This window comes from Microbacterium sp. UBA7513 (assembly GCF_002478345.1).
GTDB lineage: Bacteria > Actinomycetota > Actinomycetes > Actinomycetales > Microbacteriaceae > Microbacterium.
This window is the reverse complement of sequence record NZ_DLNJ01000006.1, coordinates 47,336-65,717: the sequence shown is the minus strand read 5'-3', so window position 1 is coordinate 65,717 and position 18,382 is coordinate 47,336. Positions and strand designations below refer to the sequence as shown.

Here is an 18,382-nt window from a genome sequence, read left to right as displayed (position 1 = left end):
TCACACCGCCCGGATTCGAGGATTGATGAGCACGTACAGGAGGTCGACGATGATGTTGATCACGACGAACGCGAGCGCGACCGCGAGCGTCACGCCCTGCACGAGGTTCGGTTCGTTGTTGGTGACCCCGTTGAGGATGAGGGTGCCCATCCCGGGGATCGCGAAGATGATCTCGATCACCACGGCGCCGCCGAGCAGGTACCCGATGCGGAGACCGAGCACCGTCACGGGGGTGATGAGCGCGTTGCGCAGCACGTTGCGGCCGACGACGATCACCCGCGGGATGCCGGCGCCGAGGGCGGTGCGCACGTAGTCACGATCGAGCTCCTCGACCATCGAGGTGCGCACGACCCGGGAGAGCTGCCCGATCACGGGCACGGCGAGCGCGACCGCGGGAAGGGTCATCCGGGCGAGCCACCCGGACGGGTCGTCGGCGAAGGCCGGCAGCGGGCCCGAGGCCGGCAGCACGCCGAGCGCCAGGGTGAACACCTGGATGAGGAGGATCGCGAGCCAGAACGAGGGCGTGGACAGCGCGGCGACGCCGAAGACGCGGATGACCTGATCGGGCCAGCGGTCGCGGTAGACCGCGGCGAGGACGCCGATCACGAACGCGACGAGGACCGCGATCACCAGACCGAGAAAGGTCAGGGCCAGCGTCACCGGGAAAGCCCGGGCGACCTCGTCGACCACCGGCAGGCTGCGGGCGGAGTAGGTGCCCAGGTCGCCCTGGACGAGGCCGAACAGGAAGTTCACGTAGCGGACGAACAGCGGGAGGTTCAGTCCGTGGTCTTCGCGGTACGCCTCCAGCGCTTCGGGGGAGGCGGTCTCGCCGAGCGCGGTGCGTGCCGGGTCGACGGGCGAGAACGACATCACGAAGAAGACCAGGAACGTGATGCCGAGGATCATCAGCGGCAACTGCAGCAGTCGCCGGCCGACGAGGCGGAGCGTGTGGGACACGAGCCGCTCCTTCCGGGGGTGGGATGGCGGGGGCGCGCTCTTCGGGCGAGCGCGCCCCCGCCCTGTCGGGCAGGTGCTACTTCGCGGCCACGCCGACGTCGAGGAACGACAGTCCGGTCGTGGGGACCGGCTGGAAGCCGACCAGCTCCTGCGAGCTCCAGGCGGTGGGCAGCTTGCGGTGGAACAGCGGGTACAGCACGGCCTGGTCGGAGATCAGGTCGTACGCCTGGTTCCAGGACTCCTGCTGCTCCTCGCCCTCCTGGGTGACGGCGGTGTCGAGCAGCGTGCGCAGCTCGGCGTACTCCGGGGAGTCGGCCCAGGCGGTGCGCGTCTGGGTCCAGACGTTCTCGCCGTACCACCAGTTCATGAGCAGGTCGGGGTCCACGCCGAACACCGACGGGTCACCCGGGGCGATGGCGACGGTGTAGTCGCCGGAGTCGACCTTCTCGTACATCGACGCCGACTGGCTGATGTCGAGCGTGGTGTCGATCCCGATCGCGTCGAGGGACTCCTTGATGAGCGGGGCGACCTCCTTCACCCACCCGGTATCGGTCATGCGCAGCGTGATCGCGAGGTCGGAGACCCCGGCCTCCGCCAGCAGCTCCTCCGCCTTCTCCGGGTCGTAGGAGTAGACCGTGGAGGCCTCGTGGTAGTTCGGGTAGTCCTCGGGCAGGAACGACGTGGCCGGGGTGGCGTTGCCGAGCATGCCGGTCTCGATGATCTTGTCCATGTCGAGCGCGTAGTGCAGCGCCTGGCGGACGCGGACGTCGTCGAACGGCTCGGCCTTCGTGTTGAACATCATGAAGAGGAGGCCGAACGACTGCACGCTCTCGACCTCGGCCGAGGCCGCCAGTCCGTCGGCGTCGATGTACGGCACGTCCTCGATCGCCTGCACCGTGCCGGTCGACATCGCGGTGACGCGGGCCGAGGCGTCGGCCAGGAGGTTCCAGTTCATGCCCGCGGCGAGCGCGGGACGCGGGCCGTTGTAGTCGTCGTACCGCTCGAAGACGATCTTGTCCTCGGGAACGGCGGAGACGAGGGCGTAGGGGCCGGAGCCGATCGGGTTCGCCCCGAACTCCTCGGGATCGGCCTCGACCACGGCCTTCGGCACGATCTTGACGACGCCGAGTCGATCGTCGATGAGGGAGAACGGGTAGTCGGTGGTGATCCGGACGGTGTCCTCGTCGACGGCGGTGACGGTGTCGATGAACTCGACGAACGAGCGGAACAGCGAGTTGTTCGCCGGGTCGAGGACGCGCTCGTAGCTGAAGACCACGTCGTCGGCGGTGACCGGGTCTCCGTTCTGGAACGTCGCGCCTTCGCGGAGGTCGATGTCGTAGGTCGTCTCGTCGACCTGCGTCGGGAAGTCGGCGGCGAGGGCGGGGGCGGGCTCCTGCGTGACGGGGTCGAGGTCGATGAGTCCCTCGAAGATGTGCCAGTTCGCCGAGACCGTGACGGCACCGGAGGCGACCATCGGATCGAAGCTGCCGTTCAGGGTGTACGAGATCCCGGCCTCGATGATGCCGTCCGGGTCGATGTCGCTCGCGGCGGGGCTCTCGGCGGTGCTGGCGGCGCCGCCGCCGCAGCCGGCGAGGGCGAGGGACGCGGCGACCGTGCCGGCGACCGCCATCGCGAGACGACCCGCGCGGCGGCGAGTGCTGTGTCGGTTCATGTGTGCTCCAGGTGGTGGGGGGCGACGCCTTGAGGACATCTGACGTCTGATGTACTCTAAACACACGTTCGACCGGATCACAAGAGTGAGAGGATCGGAGCGTTTCCGGCAGGCAGGAGAGGGACCCTATGAAGTCCACCACGGGGAGGGCGTCGCGGATGCGGCGAGCCACGACGGCGGATCAGATCAAGCAGCTCATCCTCACGCGCGGACTCACCCCCGGCGATCCGCTGCCGACCGAGGCCGAACTCTGCGAAGAGCTCGACGTGTCGCGCTCCTCGGTCCGTGAGGCGATCCGCACGCTCTCCACCCTCGACATCGTCGACGTCCGGCACGGACACGGCACCTACGTGGGCTCGATGTCGCTGGACCCGATGGTCGAGGCGCTCGTCTTCCGCGGTGTGCTCTCCCCCGAGGGCTCGCTGCAGGCCCTGCGCGAGGTCGTCGAGGTGCGCCTCGCGCTCGACCTCTCCATGGCCGAGCGCGTGGTCGAGGCCGCTCAGGCGCAGGCGGACCCGGAGCTCGACGAGCTCGTCGCCGAGATGGTCGACAAGGCCGGCCGCGGCGAGTACTTCCTCGACGAGGACAGGGCGTTCCACACCCGACTCTTCGGCGCCATCGACAACCGCCTAGTCGGCCAGCTCGTCGGAGCGTTCTGGGACGTGCACACCGCCGTGCTCCCGCAGCTCGGCATCGCGCAGCCCGACGACATCCACAAGACCGCCAAGGCGCACGGCGACATGCTGGACGCCGCGCGCTCCGGCGACGTCGAGCGCTACCGCCAGGCCGTCATTGAGCACTATCAGCCGCTGCAGCGGGTGCTGGCGACCGCGGAGGACGTGCGGGCCTGAGCCCGGGAGTCGGTAGTCTGACTTTCCCACCACGGAAAGAGGACCCGCATGTCCGTTGGACTGCTCGCCGTCGTCGACGACATCCTGAGCGCCGCGATGAAGGCGTCGGCGAAGGCCGCCGGAGTCGTCATCGATGACGCCGCCGTGACCCCGCAGTACGTGCAGGGCCTCACCCCGGCCCGCGAGCTCCCCGTGGTCGGCAAGATCGCCCTCGGGTCGCTGGTGAACAAGTTCGTCATCATCATCCCGATCGCGCTGCTGCTCACGGCCTTCGCGCCGTGGGTGCTGCCCTACCTGCTGATCCTCGGCGGCTCGTACCTGTGCTTCGAGGGCGCGGAGAAGGTGCTCGAGTGGTTCGGCGTGCAGCACGGCCACGCCGACGAGGGCGCTCGCGACGAGAGGAGACTCGTGCTCGGCGCCGTCCGCACCGACCTCATCCTCTCGACCGAGATCATGCTCATCTCCCTCGCCAGCCTCGACAAGGGACTCGGCATCTGGTCCACTCTCGCGATCCTCGCCGTGATCGCGCTGGTCATGACCGTCGCGGTGTACGGGGCCGTGGCGCTCCTGGTGAAGATCGACGACATCGGCCTGAAGATGGCGAAGAACCCGGCCCAGCGCGTCCGGCACACCGGCACCCGCATCGTCCGCTCGATGCCCGCGGTCTTCCGCTTCATCAGCGTGCTCGGCACCGTCGCCATGCTCTGGGTGGGCGGGCACCTCGTCCTCATCAACCTCGGCGAGGTCGGGCTGCACGCCCCGGCCGACGTTCTCCATGCGGTCGAGCACGCGCTGGAGCCTCTCGGCGGCTTCGTGGTGTGGGTGGTCGACACGATCATCTCCGCGATCGCCGGTCTCGTCTGGGGCCTCGTGATCGTCGGCGTCGTCCTCGGCATCGCGAAGCTCTTCGGCAGGAAGCCGAGCTTCCACGAGGGCGAGGCCTCTCCCGCCGACATCCACGTCTGACGATGACCGCCGTGCACCTCAGGCCCGCCGAGAGCGCCGACCTCGACACGATCACCGAGATCCACAACCACGCCGTCCTGCACACGACCGCGATCTGGAACGAGGAGGCCGTGGATCGCGCCGACCGGGAGGCGTGGCTCGCCGACCGGACCGCGCGCGGCTGTCCCGTCATCGTCGCCGCCGACGAGAGCGGCGTCCTGGGCTATGCGTCCTACGCCCAGTGGCGCCCGCACAGCGGCTACCGCCTCACCGTGGAGCACTCCGTCTACGTGCGCGGCGATCAGCGCGGACGCGGCATCGGCATGCTCCTCATGACGGAGCTCATCGCCCGGGCCAGGGCAGCCGGGATGCACGTGATGATCGGCGGCGTGGAGAGCGGCAACACCGCCTCCCTCGCCCTCCACGACCGCCTCGGATTCCGGGAGGTGGGCCGCATGCCCCAGGTCGGCGCGAAGTTCGGCCGGTGGCTCGACCTCAGCATGCTGCAGCTCGTGCTCGACGAGCGTCCCACCCCCGACGCGGCGCTCTAGCGATGGGTTTCCTGCAGTGGCTCGTCGACGCCTTCTCCTCGTCCTGGGTGCTTCCGGGTGGGCAGACCCTCCTGGTGCGTGAGGTCGTCGGTAACGCGTTCGGACTCGCGAGCGCCCTCGGGGGCATGCGGCGCAAGGTCTGGGCGTGGCCGGTCGGCATCGTCGGAAACCTCCTGCTGCTCACGGTGTTCCTCGGCTCCGCACTGAGCCCCGACCCGTCGCTCCCGCATCTGCTCGGTCAGGCCGGGCGGCAGATCATGTTCATCGCCGTCGCGATCTACGGGTGGATGCGCTGGCGGAATGCCGACGGCGGTCGCATCGTGCCGCGGTGGGCGCCGACCGGTGCCCGCATCGGTCTGGTCGTGGTCCTCGTCGTCGGAACCGTGGCGCTCACCCCCCTGTTCCGCGCGCTCGGTTCGTGGGAACCGGTCTGGGCGGACGCCTGGACCTTCGTCGGGTCACTGCTGGCGACGTACGGCATGGCGAAGGGCTGGACCGAGTTCTGGCTCATCTGGATCGCCGTGGACGTGGTGGGGGTGCCACTGCTGTTCAGCTCCGGCTACTACGCGACCGGCCTCATGTACGTGTTCTACGGCGTGTTCACCGCGGTCGGGTTCGTGATCTGGTGGCGAGCGCAGCGACAAGCGGCGCGCCCGATCGAGATCCTCCCTCCCGACCCGAGTCCCCGCCGTCCGGAGGACGACGCCTGAGCCGCGCCGCGGATTGTTTCGGTGCGTGTCGAGCCCGCTCGCCCCGGCCCCGTCCGGTCCCGTTTCATGGGGGCATGACCCGGCAGATCCGCTTCAACGCCTTCGACATGAACTGCGTCGCCCACCAGTCGTCCGGCCTGTGGCGGCATCCGGACGACCGCTCGCGGCAGTACAACACCCTGTCGTACTGGACCGACCTGGCGAAGCTGCTGGAGAGCGCGACCTTCGACGGGATCTTCATCGCCGACGTCCTGGGCACCTACGACGTCTACGGCGGTACGAACGAGGCCGCCATCCGCAACGGCGCCCAGGTCCCGGTGAACGATCCGATCCTCCTGGTCAGCGCGATGGCCGCGGTGACCGAGCACCTCGGCTTCGGCGTCACGGCCGGCACCGCGTTCGAGCACCCCTATCCGTTCGCTCGACGACTCAGCACGCTCGACCACCTCACCCAGGGCCGCGTCGGCTGGAACGTGGTGACCGGGTATCTGCCCAGCGCCGCGCGCAACATGGGCCAGGACGACCAGCTCGCCCACGACGACCGCTACGACCACGCGGACGAGTACGTCGAGGTGCTCTACAAGCTCTGGGAGGGCTCGTGGGAGGACGACGCGGTGGTGGAGGACCGCGAGCGCGGCATCTTCACCGACCCGTCGAAGGTGCATCCGATCCGGCACGAGGGGAAGCGCTTCTCCGTGCCCGGCATCCACATCTCCGAACCGTCGCCGCAGCGGACTCCCGTGATCTACCAGGCCGGCGCGAGCCCGCGCGGGGTGCGGTTCGCGGCCGAGAACGCCGAGGCCATCTTCGTCGCGGCCCCCTCGAAGGAAGTGCTCGCCGGCACCGTGAAGCGCATCCGCGATGCTCTCGAGGCCGCGGGCCGTGATCGGCACGACGCCCGCATCTACACGCTGCTGACGGTCATCACGGCGGCGACGAGCGAGGAGGCGGCCGCGAAGCACGCCGAGTACCTCTCCTACGCGAGCCCGGAGGGGGCGCTCACCTTCATGTCGGGGTGGATGGGCGTCGATCTCTCGCAGTACGCCGAGGACGAGCCGGTCGGGAACGTCGAGTCGAACGCGATCCAGTCCGTGTTGCAGCATCTGAAGGAGGAGGCCGACCTCGGGCGCGAGTGGACGGTGGGCGACTTCGGTCGCCACAACGCGATCGGCGGGCTCGGCCCGACGATCGTCGGCTCGGGAGTCGAGATCGCCGACGAGCTGCAGTCCTGGGTCGAGGAGACCGACATCGACGGCTTCAACCTCGCCTACGCGGTCACTCCCGGCACGTGGCAGGACGTCATCGAGCACGTCATCCCGGTGCTGCGCGAGCGGGGCGCCTACCCCGAGGAATATGTGCCCGGCACGCTCCGTCACAAGCTGCACGGCCGCGGCGACCGGGTCCAGCCCACGCATCGCGCCGCCCAGTACCGCCTCTGACCCCGTTCGAGTCGCCCACTTTGCTGCAAAACCGGCCGTTATGCCGCAAAGTGAGCGATTCGAAGGCGGGTCAGTCGGCGTCGCGGCTGAAGATCCCTCGCAGCACGAGGAAGACCACCACGGCGACGACCGCGACGATGGCGAGCTTGGCGATGAACCAGAGCACCGAGAACAGCGCGCTGACGATCCACCACGCGATCACGACGGCGAGGATGACGCCGAGGACAGTCCAGATGTTCTTGGTCATGCCTCCAGCCTACGGAGTCGCGGCGACCGGGATCTCCTCCAGCGACCGGTACACGGGCAGCCCGAGCTCGTGGGCGATCTCGACGTCCTGGTCCGCGCCCGACGACTCCCCCGGCAGGCGGAGCACCGCATCGCAGTGCGTGAGCAGTCGGCGGGCGGTCTCGTACATGACGTCGCCCTCGCCGGAGTCGGCCGGCTCGAGCGTGCGCAGGACCGGCAAGGCGACCCACTCCCCGATCATCGGCACGTGGCCGAGGCGGAAGATCGGACCGGACGCCTCCTCCAGGCGCGCGAGATTGCGGGCGATCAGGGCAGGGTCGCCGTTCGTGCCCGAACGGTAGGGGCCGGCGATCAGGATCAGGAGTGGCTTCATCATGGGGATGACTGTAGTCTGAATCGTGCATAAACGTGCAACTTCGTGAGGAAACGTATGCTCGCTGCTCAGCGCAAAGACCACCTGCTCGACGTGCTCGCCCGCGAGGGACGGGTCGTGGCGAAGGCTGCGGCCGATGACCTCGGGGTATCGGAAGACGCCATCCGCCGCGACCTCCGCGAACTCGCCGAGGAAGGCAGGCTCCAGCGCGTGTACGGCGGCGCGCTGCCCATCGCCGCGGCCGATCGTCCGGTGCGGGAGCGCCACGACCTCGCGACCGAGAGCAAGGAACGGGTCGCCCGCCAGGCGGTCACGACCATCCTTCCCGGATCGACGATCGTGCTGGATGCCGGCACCACCACGCTCGCGATGGCACGGCTGCTGCCCTCCGGCACCGGCATCACGGTCATCACCCCGAGCCCGGCCGTCGCCCTCGTCGCCGCCGAGCACTCGGACGCGCGCGTCATCATGATCGGCGGCGAGCTCACCCGGCACTCCCTCGTCGCCGGCGGAGGGCTCGCGATGGAGGCCATCCAGCACCTCGCCGCCGACACGTTCTTCGTCGGCGTCACGGGCGTCGACCCGGGGCACGGTCTCACGACGGGAGAGCTCGACGATGCCGTCACCAAGCGGGCGATCGCCTCCCGATGCGCCGCGACGGTCGTGCTCGCGAGCGACGAGAAGATCGGCGCCGCCTCGCGCTACCCGGTGCTGCCGTTCGAGGCGGTCGCCGCGGTCATCACCGACCCGCTCGACGAGAATCCGCTGATCCCGGAGGTGCTGGCGCAGATCCCGGCGCGGGAGTGAGGGAGGATCCCTCCTCCTCCGCGAGGCGTTCCGCGAGCAGGGCGTGCAGGTGTCCTGCCGCCGCGAGAAGCGCGACGCTGCGGCGCGTGAGGTCGGCCAGCCGCTCCGCGAGGATGCGCTGCACCTGCTCGGTGTCGCCGTGCGCGCGCACCTCGTCGATGATCCGGGAGACCGCGGGGATGCCGTAGCCGCCCGAACGCAGGGCGGCGGCGATCCGCGCCTCGGTGATCGCGGCGGAGTCGTAGGAGCGGATCGATCCGGCACGCCGAAGGGGGCGCACGAGCCCTTCTCGTTCCCAGTGCCGCAGTGCGGAGGACCGGACGCCGAGCGCCTGGGCCAGTTCGCCGATGGCCATGGCATCGTCCTCGACGAACGGCTCGTCGGCCTCCGCCACCGCGTCCTCGAGTCCGCGCAGGGCCGCGCGCACCCGTGAGCGCTCGAGGGCGAGGTCCGCGTGCAGGGTGTCGATCCGCTCCGCCGCGTGCTCGACCGACCCGTCGATGAGAGCGGGCATCAGTCGACGCGCGGGCACCGGACCGAGCGCCGTCGCCAGCGCCCGATAGGCGCGCAGCGCCAGGGCATGCGGCATCCGATACCGCCGGTACCCGTTCGCACCGCGCTCCGCGGAGGGGAGGACACCGAGGCGCTCGAGGTCGCGCACCTGCTGCGTCGAGTAGCCGACCAGCCGTCCGAGCGCCGCAGTGGTCATCACCTGCTCTGGAGGGTTCTGCACGTGCTTCCTCGTCTTTCCGACCCTTGAGTCCACATAAGCACATCAGCCTCAGCATTGAAGGATGGAAACGCAGGAGATCATCGCAGAGGTCCGAACGTTCGACGGTGCCCTCGTCGTCGCCCCGGAAAGAGGCAGCGGCTTCCCCGAGCTGGCGTGGGGAGACGCGTACTTCTACCACGCCCCCGACGGCCGGATGCCGGAGCGCACGCAGCCGTACGGGACGATCATCACGAAGGACTACCCCGGCGACACGTCCTCCGCGCTGGACGCTCCAGGGCGCTTCCGGGTGAACATCCACGTCGGACGCGAACGCGCGGAGTCGATCATCGCGGCGGGGTCGCGCACAGGCGGCGATACCGACCCGACGGCGGTCGACGTCCTCCGCCCTCACCCGCTGTACGGCACCGCCGGCTGGGTGTGCGTGATCGACCCCGCGGAGGCGACGGAGGGTGCCGTGCTCGCCCTTCTCCGCGAGGCGCACGAGGCTGCACGTGCGCGCACCGGACGACGGGCGAGGTGACTCCCGTGTCGACTCCGCAGGGCATGACCGAGGCCGACCGTCGGATCGTCGCGGTGTGGGCCGCCGACTGCGCCGAGCGCGTGCTGCCGCTGTTCGAGAGCGAGGCCCCGGACGACGACCGTGCGCGTGATGCCATCGCCAGGACGCGCGCCTTCGCGCGGGGCGAGCTCACGGTTGCGGGCGAGATCCGTCGTCGCTTCGTCGCGGGCAGGGCCGCCCGCAGCGCCGTGACCCCTGCCGGGACAGCCGCCGCCCGCTCCGCGGCACAGGCCGCCGGGGTCGCGCACATGGGAGCGCATGCTCTCGGGGCAGCCGCCTACGCCGCATGGGCCGTCGAGCTGAAACACCCGGAGGCTCCCGACGCTCGTGCTGCAGACGCCCGCGCCGCGGAAGTGCGGTGGCAACTCGCACAGCTCTCCCCTGATGCCGCTGCAGCCCTGCGCACCCTCCCGCCCCTGGGTACCGACCCCGCCGGCCCCCTCGGCCCCGGTCTCCTCTCCTCCGGCCCCCTGGGCGAGGTGATCCGCGAGATCCAGGCGCACCTCTCGTCCGCCGTCGGCTAGGACCCTCCTTCGAATCGCGCAGCTGGCTGTATCTGAGCCGCAGATGGAACCAGGTGCGCGATTCGAAAGCGGCCCGACGGCTTCAGCCCCGATTCAGCGTCGACCGGCCACACTGGGGGGATGCGGATCCTGGTGGTGGACGACGAAGTGCGTCTGGCCGAGGGCGTGCGCCGCGGACTCGAGGCGGAGGGCTTCGCGGTCGACGTCGCCCACAATGGCGTCGATGGCCTCTGGCGGGCCCGCGAGACCCGGTACGACGCCATCGTGCTCGACCTGATGATGCCCGGCATGAGCGGTTGGAAGGTCTGCGAGGCCCTGCGCGCCGAAGAGAACTGGACTCCCGTGCTGATGCTCACCGCCAAGGACGGCGAATGGGATCAGGTGGAGGCGCTGGAGAGCGGCGCCGACGACTACGTCACCAAGCCCTTTTCGTTCGCGATCCTCGTGGCCCGGCTCCGGGCGCTCGTGCGCCGCGGTGCGGTGGCCCGACCGACGATCCTGGAGGCCGGCGACCTGCGGCTGGACCCCGCCGGACACCACGTGTGGCGCGGTGAGACCTCGATCTCCCTCACAGCTCGCGAGTTCGCGGTGCTCGAGCATCTGATGCGCCACCGCGGGCAGGTGCTGTCGAAGCGCGACCTCCTGGCCGGCGTCTGGGACGACGACTTCGACGGCGACCCGAACATCGTCGAGGTGTACATCGGCCACCTCCGCCGCAAGGTCGACAAGCCGTTCGGGCGCGAGGCGATCGAGACCATCCGCGGGGCGGGCTACCGGCTGGCGGCGAACGGTGGCTAGGCGGCTCTGGCGGTCGGTCCGCGGCCGGACGACCCTGGGCGCGACCCTCGTCGTCGCTGTCGCGCTGCTCCTCGGGGCCTTCTCCTTCTACGGGGTGCTGAGCGCGAGCATCCACGGCAGCACCGAACGCGCGGCGGAGCAGCGGCTGGAGGAGCTCGTCAGCCGATTCGACGGCCCGGGACGCCGCGGCCCCGACCAGCTCGACGACGACCTCGTGCAGCTGCTCGGGCGCGACGGAGTGGTGCGCGCGGCGAGCGAGGAGGCCGCCGATGCGCTCGGCGCCACTCCGCTGCCCGTCGACGACGATCCGCAGGTCGTCCGGATCGATGGCGAGCCGATGGTCGTGGTGTCGGAAGACGTCGACGGCGACCAGACCCTCGTCCTCGCGGTGCCGATGGACGAGGACGCGGAGACCCTGTCGACGGTGGCGACGCTCCTCGTGATCGCCGTCCCCGCGCTGCTGCTGCTCGTGGCCGTCACGACCTGGCTCGTCACGGGGCGCGCGCTGCGGCCAGTCACCCGTATCCGCCAGGAGGTCGAGGGCATCACCGCCGAGCGCCTCGATCATCGGGTGCCGGCCCCCGACACCGCGGACGAGATCCACTCCCTCGCCGTGACGATGAACGGCATGCTCGACCGGCTCGACGCGGCGGCGACCGCGCAGCGCCGCTTCGTGTCCGATGCCTCGCACGAGCTCCGCTCTCCCCTGGCCACGATCCGTCAGCATGCGGAGCTCGCCCAGGCGCACCCGGAGGTGACGAGCATCGACGAGCTCGCCGAGGTGGTGTCCGAGGAGGGGTTGCGGCTGCAGGGCATCGTGGAGTCGCTGCTGCTCCTCGCCCGCCTCGACGAGGGTGTCGCCGGGAGCACCGAACCGGTGGACCTGGACGACGTGGCCCTCGCGGAGGTGCGTCGGCTGCGGGCCACCGGGCTCGACGTCGACGGCTCCGGAATCCGTGCGGCCCGCACCGTCGGCGACCCCCGGCTGCTGGGCCAGCTGCTGCGGAACCTCGCCGACAACGCCGCGCGGCACAGCAACGGTCGCGTGGCGATCGGGGTGGAGCCGCAGGCGGCGCACGTCGTCCTCACGGTCGAAGACGACGGCGCCGGCATCCCGCCGGAGGAGAGGGACCGCATCTTCGAGCGCTTCGTCCGGCTCGATGAGGCCCGCAGTCGCGACGCTGGCGGCAGCGGGCTCGGTCTCGCGATCGCTCACGGCATCGCCACCGCCGCCCACGGCGCGATCACGGTGGACACGTCCCGGTGGGGCGGCGCCCGCTTCACCGTCACCCTCCCCCTGGCCGGCCCTCTCTCCTGACACCCCGCGCCGGGCACAGCTTCGGAGATCCCCGACGACACCCCGGTACTGGCCGCCGCACGGCGGCGTGTCGTTCCCGAGGTCCGAAGTCGTGCGCGAGATATCGGTTCCTGAACGGGGCTTCAGGAGGCTTCAGGGTGGCTTCAGCGGCGTCGGGAGACCATCGAGACATGAACGACAAGACTCCTGCTCCCGACCAGAACCCCACGCCGGACGAGAACGACGCCGCGGGTCAGAACTCGGCACCCGCCGGCCCGAGCGCAGGCCAGGACCAGAACGTCGGACCGGGCTCCCCCGCCGGCCACGGCGCGGCCGCCGACGCGACCCCCGATGCCCCGACGGTGCCGGTCGCGCCGACCCCCGGCCCTGCCGCCGCCCCGAACGCCGCCCCGGAGGCACCGGTCGCCGCGACCCCCGCCACGCCCGGACGTAAGCGCGCGCTCCTGATCGGTGGCGGGATCGCGGCCGCGGTGCTGCTCGCCGGCGGTGGCGTCGCGGTGGGTGCCGCGATCGGCGACGAGTTCGGTGACGACGACGACCGCCCCGCCATGGAGGGCCCCCGGCACGAGGGCGACCACGGCCCGCGCGGAGACCACCGCGGCGACGGGGGTGCCCGCCCGAGTGAAGACCGGGGCGACCGTGGCCCGGTGACCGGCATCGGCACCGACGACGTCGACGAGCTCCTCGCAATCGCCGCCGCCGCCCAGGACGCCGCCGAGGGCGAGGTCACCTCGATCGACGCGAAGCGCGACGGAACGTGGGAAGTGCAGCTCACCACGTCCGCCGGGGACGAGACCGAGGTGCGCGTGGACGACGACCTCGCCGCGACCGTGGTGTCGACCGACACCGCGGACGACGACGACAAGGGACCGACGCTCACGCTCGACGAGGAGACCATCCGCACTCTCGTCGACGCCGCCCTCGCGGAGGCCGAGGGGATGATCACCGACCTCGATGTGGACTCCGACGACGTGAGCCCCTACGACGCCTCCGTCCTCACGACGGACAACCGCTCGATCGACATCTCCTTCGACGCCTCGTTCGCGGTCGTCGGCACCGACGTCGACGAGTGACCGCGGCCCTGACGGCTAGCATGCAAGGATGACGAACTCCGATCCGATCGACGAGGTCTCCATCGGCGGCGAGGTCATCCGCCTCGGGCAGTTCCTCAAGTTCGCGGGACTGCTGGACTCGGGCGGCGACGCGAAAGAGGTCATCATCGACGGCTACGTCACCGTGAACGGCGAGGTGGACCGGCGCCGCGGGCGTCAGCTCCGCGACGGCGATGTGGTGACCTTCGAGGGCCGGGCGGTCCGCGTCCGGCCCTGACCCGGCGTCGCGGAGCCGTGCGCCGCCTCCGGGCCGCGGTTCCGCGCCTCGCTCACGAGCACCATGGTCACGCCGGCGCCGCACAGCACGAACCCGCCGAGCGTGATCGCGGTGAGGGGTTCACCGAGCAGCAGCGCCCCGCCGATCGCGGTCGCCGGGGCGACGAGGAAGAGCAGGGCCTGCAGCGCGGTGATGCCGACCCGGCGCAGCAGCCACCAGTACAGCCCATAGGCACCGAGCGTGGGGAAGACGGCGGTCAGGACCACGGCGATCCAGAACGAGGGTCGCGCCGGCGGCACGAGTGCCCCGGCGAGCGCGCCGATGACGAGGAGCAGCACGGCGGTCACGCTCACGTGGATGGTCAGGGTCAGCAGCACCCCCGTGCGCACGGCCGTCCGTCGCTGCACCAGCGTGCCGATCACGAGGCAGACCATCGCCGCCGCCGGAAGCAGGTAGGCGACGAGCGGCGCGGAGCCGGCGCCGAACTGCGACTGCACGACGAGCAGCACCCCGACCGCCCCGATCACCAGGCCCGCCACCTGGGCGCCGCGCACGCGGAGGCCCAGCACCGGCCCGACCAGCACGGCGACGAGCAGCGGCTGGACCGCGTCGATCAGCGCGACGGTGCCGGTGGCGATCCCCGCGGCGACGGCCGCGTACACGGCAGCGCAGTAGCCGAACTGGGCGAGCGCGCCGACGACCGCCTGGATGCCGAGTTCCCGCGCGGTCATCCCCTTCGCCGCTCCGGACACCGCGACAAGGATCACGAGCAGGACGGCGAGCGGCGTGAACCGCCAGACCAAGAGCGTCAGCGGGTCGACGTCCGCGGTGGCAACCGCGGGGATGAGGAATCCCGAGCTCCACGTGAGGACGAAAGCCACCGCCGCACCCGCGGTCACGACCCGGGAGAGTATACCGATCTGTTTACTCATCCCGTCACTATACAGGTAGGTATACTCGTCCCATGTCGACCGCCGTGCCGGAGCTCCCGCCGCTGACCCCCGGGGCGCGCCGCGTGCTCGATGCCGCCTCTGACCTCTTCTACGAGCGCGGCATCCACGCCGTCGGGGTCGACACCATCGCTGCTGCGGCCGGGGTGACGAAGAAGACCTTGTACGACCGGTTCGGGTCGAAGGAGGCGCTCGTCGTGTCGTACCTCCAGCACCGGGACGCCCGCTGGCGCGAGCACGTCGCCGCCCACCTCGCCCGAGTCCCGGAGGCGGGGCCAGCCCGCGTGCTCGCGATCTTCGATGCCGCCATCTCCTGGGTGCCGGGCCACAGCACCAAGGGATGCAGTGCCATCAACGCGCGCGCCGAGATCGACGGCCCCGGGGACGCCCCGCTGGTGCTCGCCGAGGCTCGTCGCGAGAAGGAGTGGCTGCTCGCGGTCTTCGCTGAGCTCTGCGGTGAGGCCGGGTTCCACGACCCGGACCGGCTCGCCGAGACGCTCATGCTCCTCTATGAAGGCGCGATCGTCACCGTCGGCATGGGGACCTTCGCGGAGCCGTTCGCGACCGCTCGGGACAGCGCGCGCCGACTGCTGGAATCCGCTGCGTCCGACGCGTCCTAGACGCCGGTCGTCGGTGACGACGCGCGCGGCGGCAGCACCGCGCGCACCGTGACCACGAGGAACGCCACGAGCAGCACCACCATCGTCACGTCCGCGACGATGTAGGCGTAGTGCGCGCCGTCGGTTCCCGGAGCCTCCTGCCCTGCGATGACGAGGTCGCTGCGCCGATTGAGGATCGGGCGGATGACGATGACCTCAACGAGGAACACCAGCCACAGCCCGCCGAGCAGCAGAGCCGAGGGACGTCCGGCCCTGGCGCGGATGCTGACCGCCGTCAGCACGAGGAGCACCGCCCCCGCGAGGACGTTGAGGGCGGTGAACACGAGGCGACCGATGCCGAGCCCCAGCGGGATCGTGATCCCGGGAGCCAGGAACTTCAGCGGCGCCTCCAGGAACGAGATCGCGACGATCGCTCCGAGCAGGAAAGCGGGCAGCAGCAGACGCAGCGCGGTCACCATTCGTCCAGCCCTCATGGCCTCAGGCTAACCGGGCGGTCCGCACCCCCTTCGGCGGGTGACCGTGGAAATCGGCCCCCCAACCCGCGCTCAGGGGATAATGGGTAACATGCCACGTCCTACCGACGCCTATCGCGGACTCATGCAGAGCAGCCGGCTGCGGGTTCTCGCCGCCTTGATGGACACTCCGGGGATCGGCCTCGCCGAGCTCTCCCTCCGCATGGGCCTCCACGTGAACACTTTGCGCGACCACCTCCGCGTGCTCGAGGGTGAGGGTCTCGCCCGGTCCGAGGTCGAGCACACCGGTCGACGCGGAAGACCGCGGCTGCGCTTCTCCCCCGTGCTGCCGAGTGAGCCGAATGAGATCGAGGAACGGCGGGTCCAGGAGGCGATCCGTCACGGGGACCTCATGCGCGCGGTGCTCCCGGCGACGCGATCCGGGCTCCCGGAGGCCGCGACGCATCAGCTCGACGCGCTGTTCCACCACCTCGACGATGTGGGCCTGCAGCCGGACATGGACGAGAAGGCGATGACCGTCGACCTCTCCCCCTGTCGCTTCCACACGCTGCTGACGGATGACCAGACCCTGGTCTGCCGCGTGCACGAGGAACTCATGAAGTCGGTGCTGGCGAGAGCGGGCGGCCCCGTGGAGATCGAACGCGTGATCCCGTTCACGAGCGCGCACTCCTGCCACGTCCGACTCAGCCTTCGCGAGGAGTCGACGTCCGACGCAGGACGCTGACGCCGGGGATCAGTTGAAGTCGCCGCCCGGGGCCATGTCGGCGAACCGGGAGTAGTGCCCCTGGAAGGCGACGGTGATGGTCGCGGTCGGACCGTTACGGTGCTTGGCCACGATGAGGTCGGCCTCGCCGGGACGGACGTCCTTGTCGTAGACCGAGTCGCGGTGCAGCAGGATGACCATGTCGGCGTCCTGCTCGATCGATCCGGACTCTCGCAGGTCGCTGATGGCGGGCTTCTTGTCCTGTCGCTGCTCGGGACCACGGTTCAGCTGCGACAACGCGATGACCGGCACCTGCAGCTCCTTGGCGATGAGCTTGAGGCTTCGGGAGAACTCCGAGACCTCCTGCTGACGGGACTCGACGCGCTTACCCGACGTCATGAGCTGGAGGTAGTCGATGATGACCATGCGCAGACCGGCGCGCTGCTTCAGCCGTCGGCACTTCGCCCGGATCTCGACGAGCGTCATGTTCGGGCTGTCGTCGATGTAGAGCGGGGCGTCGTTGATGCGGCCGCGGGTGGCGGCGACCGTCGTCCAGTCCCGCGGGTCGAGCGTTCCCTTGCGCATGTTCTGCAGCGGGATCGCCCCCTCGGCGCTGAGCAGACGCATCGCGATCTCGCTCTTGCCCATCTCGAGGGAGAAGAAGATCGAGGGGAAGTCGTGCCCGATCGAGGCCGCACGGGCGAAGTCGAGGGCGAGCGTGGACTTTCCCATCGCGGGTCGCGCGGCGACGACGATCATCTGCCCGCCGTGCAGGCCGTTGGTGAGCTCGTCGAGCTCGCGGAAGCCGGTGGGGATGCCGGTCATGGAACCGTCGCGGCCGTTGGCGGCCTCGATCTCCTCGACCGCGGCGTCGACCGCGACCGTGAGCGGCACGTAGTCCTCGGCCGTCTCCGAGCCGGTCACCGAGTAGATCTCGGCCTGCGCGTTGTTGACGATGTCGGTCGCGTCGCCCTGCCCGTCGTAGCCGAGCTGGACGATCCGCGTCCCGGCGTCGACGAGGCGGCGGAGGATCGCGCGCTCGGAGACGATGCCGGCGTAGTAGCCGGCGTTGGCCGCGGTCGGGACGATCGACGTGAGGGTGTGCAGGTAGTCGGCGCCGCCGGCCTTGTTCAGCTCCCCCGTCTTGATGAGCTCGTCGGTGACCGCGACGACGTCGGTCGGCTCACCGTGGGAGTACAGCGAGAGGATCGCCTCGAAGATGAGCTCGTGCTTGGGGATGTAGAAGTCGGCGCCCTTGAGCGTCTCGATCACATCGGCGACCGCGTCCTTCGACAGGAGCATGCCGCCCAGAGCGCTCTGCTCGGCGAGGAGGTCGTGCGGAGGGGTGCGCTCGGGCGGACGCTGCCCTCCCAGGCGCTCCTCGGAGATGTCGGCGATCGACACTGTGTTCCCTTCGATGCGACGGTTCTGAGGCGGGCCCCGCGCGCGCATCCGCGGATGCCGGTGCGGGGGACCGCGGCCGCGCGGCGGCCATCCCCAGACAAGCAGGTGCCCCCGACATTCGGTCGCTCGACCACGCTATGAGCGGTCTCCACACGGTGCAACACGGCCTGTGGATAACCATGTGGAGAGCGTGCGGAGAATCTCGGAGTGTCTGTGCAGAACGGGTGTGGATAACCCGGTGGACGGTGTGAGCACCGGACTTTTTTATCGCATCTGAACGGGGTTTTATCGTTTCCCCACCCTGTGGATGAAAACGAGTTTAAATTGCGCGTTGAAGGTTTCCCCTTGGGAGGGGCCATGTGTAGAACCTGGGGAAAGTCAAGCCGGAAATCCGCCGGGCGCGTCACGATCTGACACGAG

At 70.1% G+C, this 18,382-nt stretch carries 22 protein-coding genes; 14 read left to right on the top strand and 8 right to left on the bottom strand.

The features are described 5' to 3' along the window. Both B2W79_RS02575 and B2W79_RS02570 read right to left on the bottom strand, forming a co-directional pair. A complete protein-coding gene (locus B2W79_RS02575; RefSeq protein ID WP_151458430.1) occupies positions 1–957 on the bottom strand; it encodes an ABC transporter permease in 957 nt (318 codons plus the stop codon). A gap of 76 nt (positions 958–1,033) precedes the next feature. Then, entirely contained in the window at positions 1,034–2,629 is a 1,596-nt protein-coding gene (locus B2W79_RS02570; protein ID WP_151458429.1) for an ABC transporter substrate-binding protein, read from the bottom strand. Positions 2,630–2,757: 128 nt separating this feature from the next. On the opposite strand from B2W79_RS02570, the gene B2W79_RS02565 reads away from it, so the two are divergent. The 5 genes from B2W79_RS02565 to B2W79_RS02545 all read left to right on the top strand — a co-directional run bounded on the left by B2W79_RS02565 (position 2,758) and on the right by B2W79_RS02545 (position 7,125). Beyond that, entirely contained in the window at positions 2,758–3,480 is a 723-nt protein-coding gene (locus B2W79_RS02565; protein WP_292786712.1) for a FadR/GntR family transcriptional regulator, read from the top strand. Positions 3,481–3,528: 48 nt separating this feature from the next. Beyond that, on the top strand, positions 3,529–4,446 hold the full coding sequence (locus B2W79_RS02560) for a DUF808 domain-containing protein (RefSeq protein ID WP_071329389.1): 918 nt from the start codon (positions 3,529–3,531) through the stop codon (positions 4,444–4,446). A 2-nt stretch (positions 4,447–4,448) separates the two neighbouring features. After that, on the top strand, positions 4,449–4,976 hold the full coding sequence (locus B2W79_RS02555) for a GNAT family N-acetyltransferase (protein ID WP_143049294.1): 528 nt from the start codon (positions 4,449–4,451) through the stop codon (positions 4,974–4,976). A 2-nt stretch (positions 4,977–4,978) separates the two neighbouring features. Next, positions 4,979–5,686, top strand: coding sequence for a nicotinamide riboside transporter PnuC (pnuC, locus tag B2W79_RS02550; RefSeq protein WP_071329390.1), 708 nt, complete (start codon positions 4,979–4,981; stop codon positions 5,684–5,686). A gap of 74 nt (positions 5,687–5,760) precedes the next feature. Next, a complete protein-coding gene (locus B2W79_RS02545) occupies positions 5,761–7,125 on the top strand; it encodes an LLM class flavin-dependent oxidoreductase (protein ID WP_292786703.1) in 1,365 nt (454 codons plus the stop codon). 70 nt (positions 7,126–7,195) lie between these two features. Here B2W79_RS02545 and B2W79_RS02540 read toward each other — a convergent pair whose 3' ends face one another. Both B2W79_RS02540 and B2W79_RS02535 read right to left on the bottom strand, forming a co-directional pair. After that, on the bottom strand, positions 7,196–7,372 hold the full coding sequence (locus B2W79_RS02540; RefSeq protein ID WP_177173840.1) for a hypothetical protein: 177 nt from the start codon (positions 7,370–7,372) through the stop codon (positions 7,196–7,198). A 9-nt stretch (positions 7,373–7,381) separates the two neighbouring features. Beyond that, a complete protein-coding gene (locus B2W79_RS02535) occupies positions 7,382–7,747 on the bottom strand; it encodes a DUF4406 domain-containing protein (RefSeq protein WP_292786698.1) in 366 nt (121 codons plus the stop codon). Positions 7,748–7,801: 54 nt separating this feature from the next. Here B2W79_RS02535 and B2W79_RS02530 point away from each other — a divergent pair, with 54 nt between their 5' ends. Then, on the top strand, positions 7,802–8,551 hold the full coding sequence (locus tag B2W79_RS02530; RefSeq protein ID WP_292786695.1) for a DeoR/GlpR family DNA-binding transcription regulator: 750 nt from the start codon (positions 7,802–7,804) through the stop codon (positions 8,549–8,551). Here B2W79_RS02530 and B2W79_RS02525 read toward each other — a convergent pair. Beyond that, positions 8,484–9,284 carry a MerR family transcriptional regulator gene (locus tag B2W79_RS02525; RefSeq protein ID WP_292786692.1) on the bottom strand — a complete coding sequence of 267 codons (801 nt, stop codon included), beginning with the start codon at positions 9,282–9,284 and terminating at the stop codon, positions 8,484–8,486. The two genes, B2W79_RS02530 and B2W79_RS02525, sit on opposite strands and share 68 nt — an antisense overlap. 61 nt (positions 9,285–9,345) lie before the next feature. Between B2W79_RS02525 and B2W79_RS02520 the strand changes: the two genes are divergently transcribed. The 6 genes from B2W79_RS02520 (at position 9,346) to B2W79_RS02495 (ending at position 13,812) form a co-directional block, all read left to right on the top strand. Then, complete coding sequence (locus tag B2W79_RS02520; protein WP_292786689.1) at positions 9,346–9,804, top strand: DUF6194 family protein; 459 nt, start codon at positions 9,346–9,348, stop codon at positions 9,802–9,804. Between the two features lie 5 nt (positions 9,805–9,809). Next, complete coding sequence (locus B2W79_RS02515; RefSeq protein ID WP_292786686.1) at positions 9,810–10,367, top strand: putative immunity protein; 558 nt, start codon at positions 9,810–9,812, stop codon at positions 10,365–10,367. A gap of 120 nt (positions 10,368–10,487) precedes the next feature. Beyond that, positions 10,488–11,165, top strand: a complete 678-nt coding sequence (locus B2W79_RS02510; protein WP_292786683.1) for a response regulator transcription factor — start codon at positions 10,488–10,490, stop codon at positions 11,163–11,165. Next, complete coding sequence (locus tag B2W79_RS02505) at positions 11,158–12,483, top strand: sensor histidine kinase (RefSeq protein ID WP_292786680.1); 1,326 nt, start codon at positions 11,158–11,160, stop codon at positions 12,481–12,483. The genes B2W79_RS02510 and B2W79_RS02505 overlap by 8 nt, the downstream gene beginning before the upstream one ends. 170 nt (positions 12,484–12,653) lie before the next feature. After that, a complete protein-coding gene (locus B2W79_RS02500) occupies positions 12,654–13,556 on the top strand; it encodes a hypothetical protein (RefSeq protein ID WP_292786677.1) in 903 nt (300 codons plus the stop codon). A 28-nt stretch (positions 13,557–13,584) separates the two neighbouring features. Next, a complete protein-coding gene (locus B2W79_RS02495) occupies positions 13,585–13,812 on the top strand; it encodes an RNA-binding S4 domain-containing protein (RefSeq protein WP_025102805.1) in 228 nt (75 codons plus the stop codon). Here B2W79_RS02495 and B2W79_RS02490 read toward each other — a convergent pair. Next, positions 13,752–14,744 (bottom strand): DMT family transporter, encoded by a 993-nt coding sequence (locus B2W79_RS02490; protein ID WP_292786672.1) that lies wholly within the window; start codon positions 14,742–14,744, stop codon positions 13,752–13,754. The genes B2W79_RS02495 and B2W79_RS02490 overlap by 61 nt on opposite strands. A 32-nt stretch (positions 14,745–14,776) precedes the next feature. Between B2W79_RS02490 and B2W79_RS02485 the strand changes: the two genes are divergently transcribed. Next, a complete protein-coding gene (locus B2W79_RS02485) occupies positions 14,777–15,382 on the top strand; it encodes a TetR/AcrR family transcriptional regulator (protein ID WP_292786669.1) in 606 nt (201 codons plus the stop codon). Here B2W79_RS02485 and B2W79_RS02480 read toward each other — a convergent pair. Beyond that, the gene (locus B2W79_RS02480; protein WP_292786666.1) at positions 15,379–15,855 is read right to left on the bottom strand and encodes a hypothetical protein; all 477 of its coding nucleotides are present in this window, start codon (positions 15,853–15,855) and stop codon (positions 15,379–15,381) included. The genes B2W79_RS02485 and B2W79_RS02480 overlap by 4 nt on opposite strands. Positions 15,856–15,946: 91 nt before the next feature. On the opposite strand from B2W79_RS02480, the gene B2W79_RS02475 reads away from it, so the two are divergent. Further along, positions 15,947–16,579 carry a winged helix-turn-helix transcriptional regulator gene (locus tag B2W79_RS02475; RefSeq protein ID WP_143049295.1) on the top strand — a complete coding sequence of 211 codons (633 nt, stop codon included), beginning with the start codon at positions 15,947–15,949 and terminating at the stop codon, positions 16,577–16,579. Positions 16,580–16,588: 9 nt separating this feature from the next. Here the strand turns inward: B2W79_RS02475 and dnaB are convergent, their stop codons facing one another. Further along, positions 16,589–17,962, bottom strand: a complete 1,374-nt coding sequence (dnaB, locus tag B2W79_RS02470) for a replicative DNA helicase (RefSeq protein WP_025102810.1) — start codon at positions 17,960–17,962, stop codon at positions 16,589–16,591. Positions 17,963–18,382: the final 420 nt, after the last annotated feature.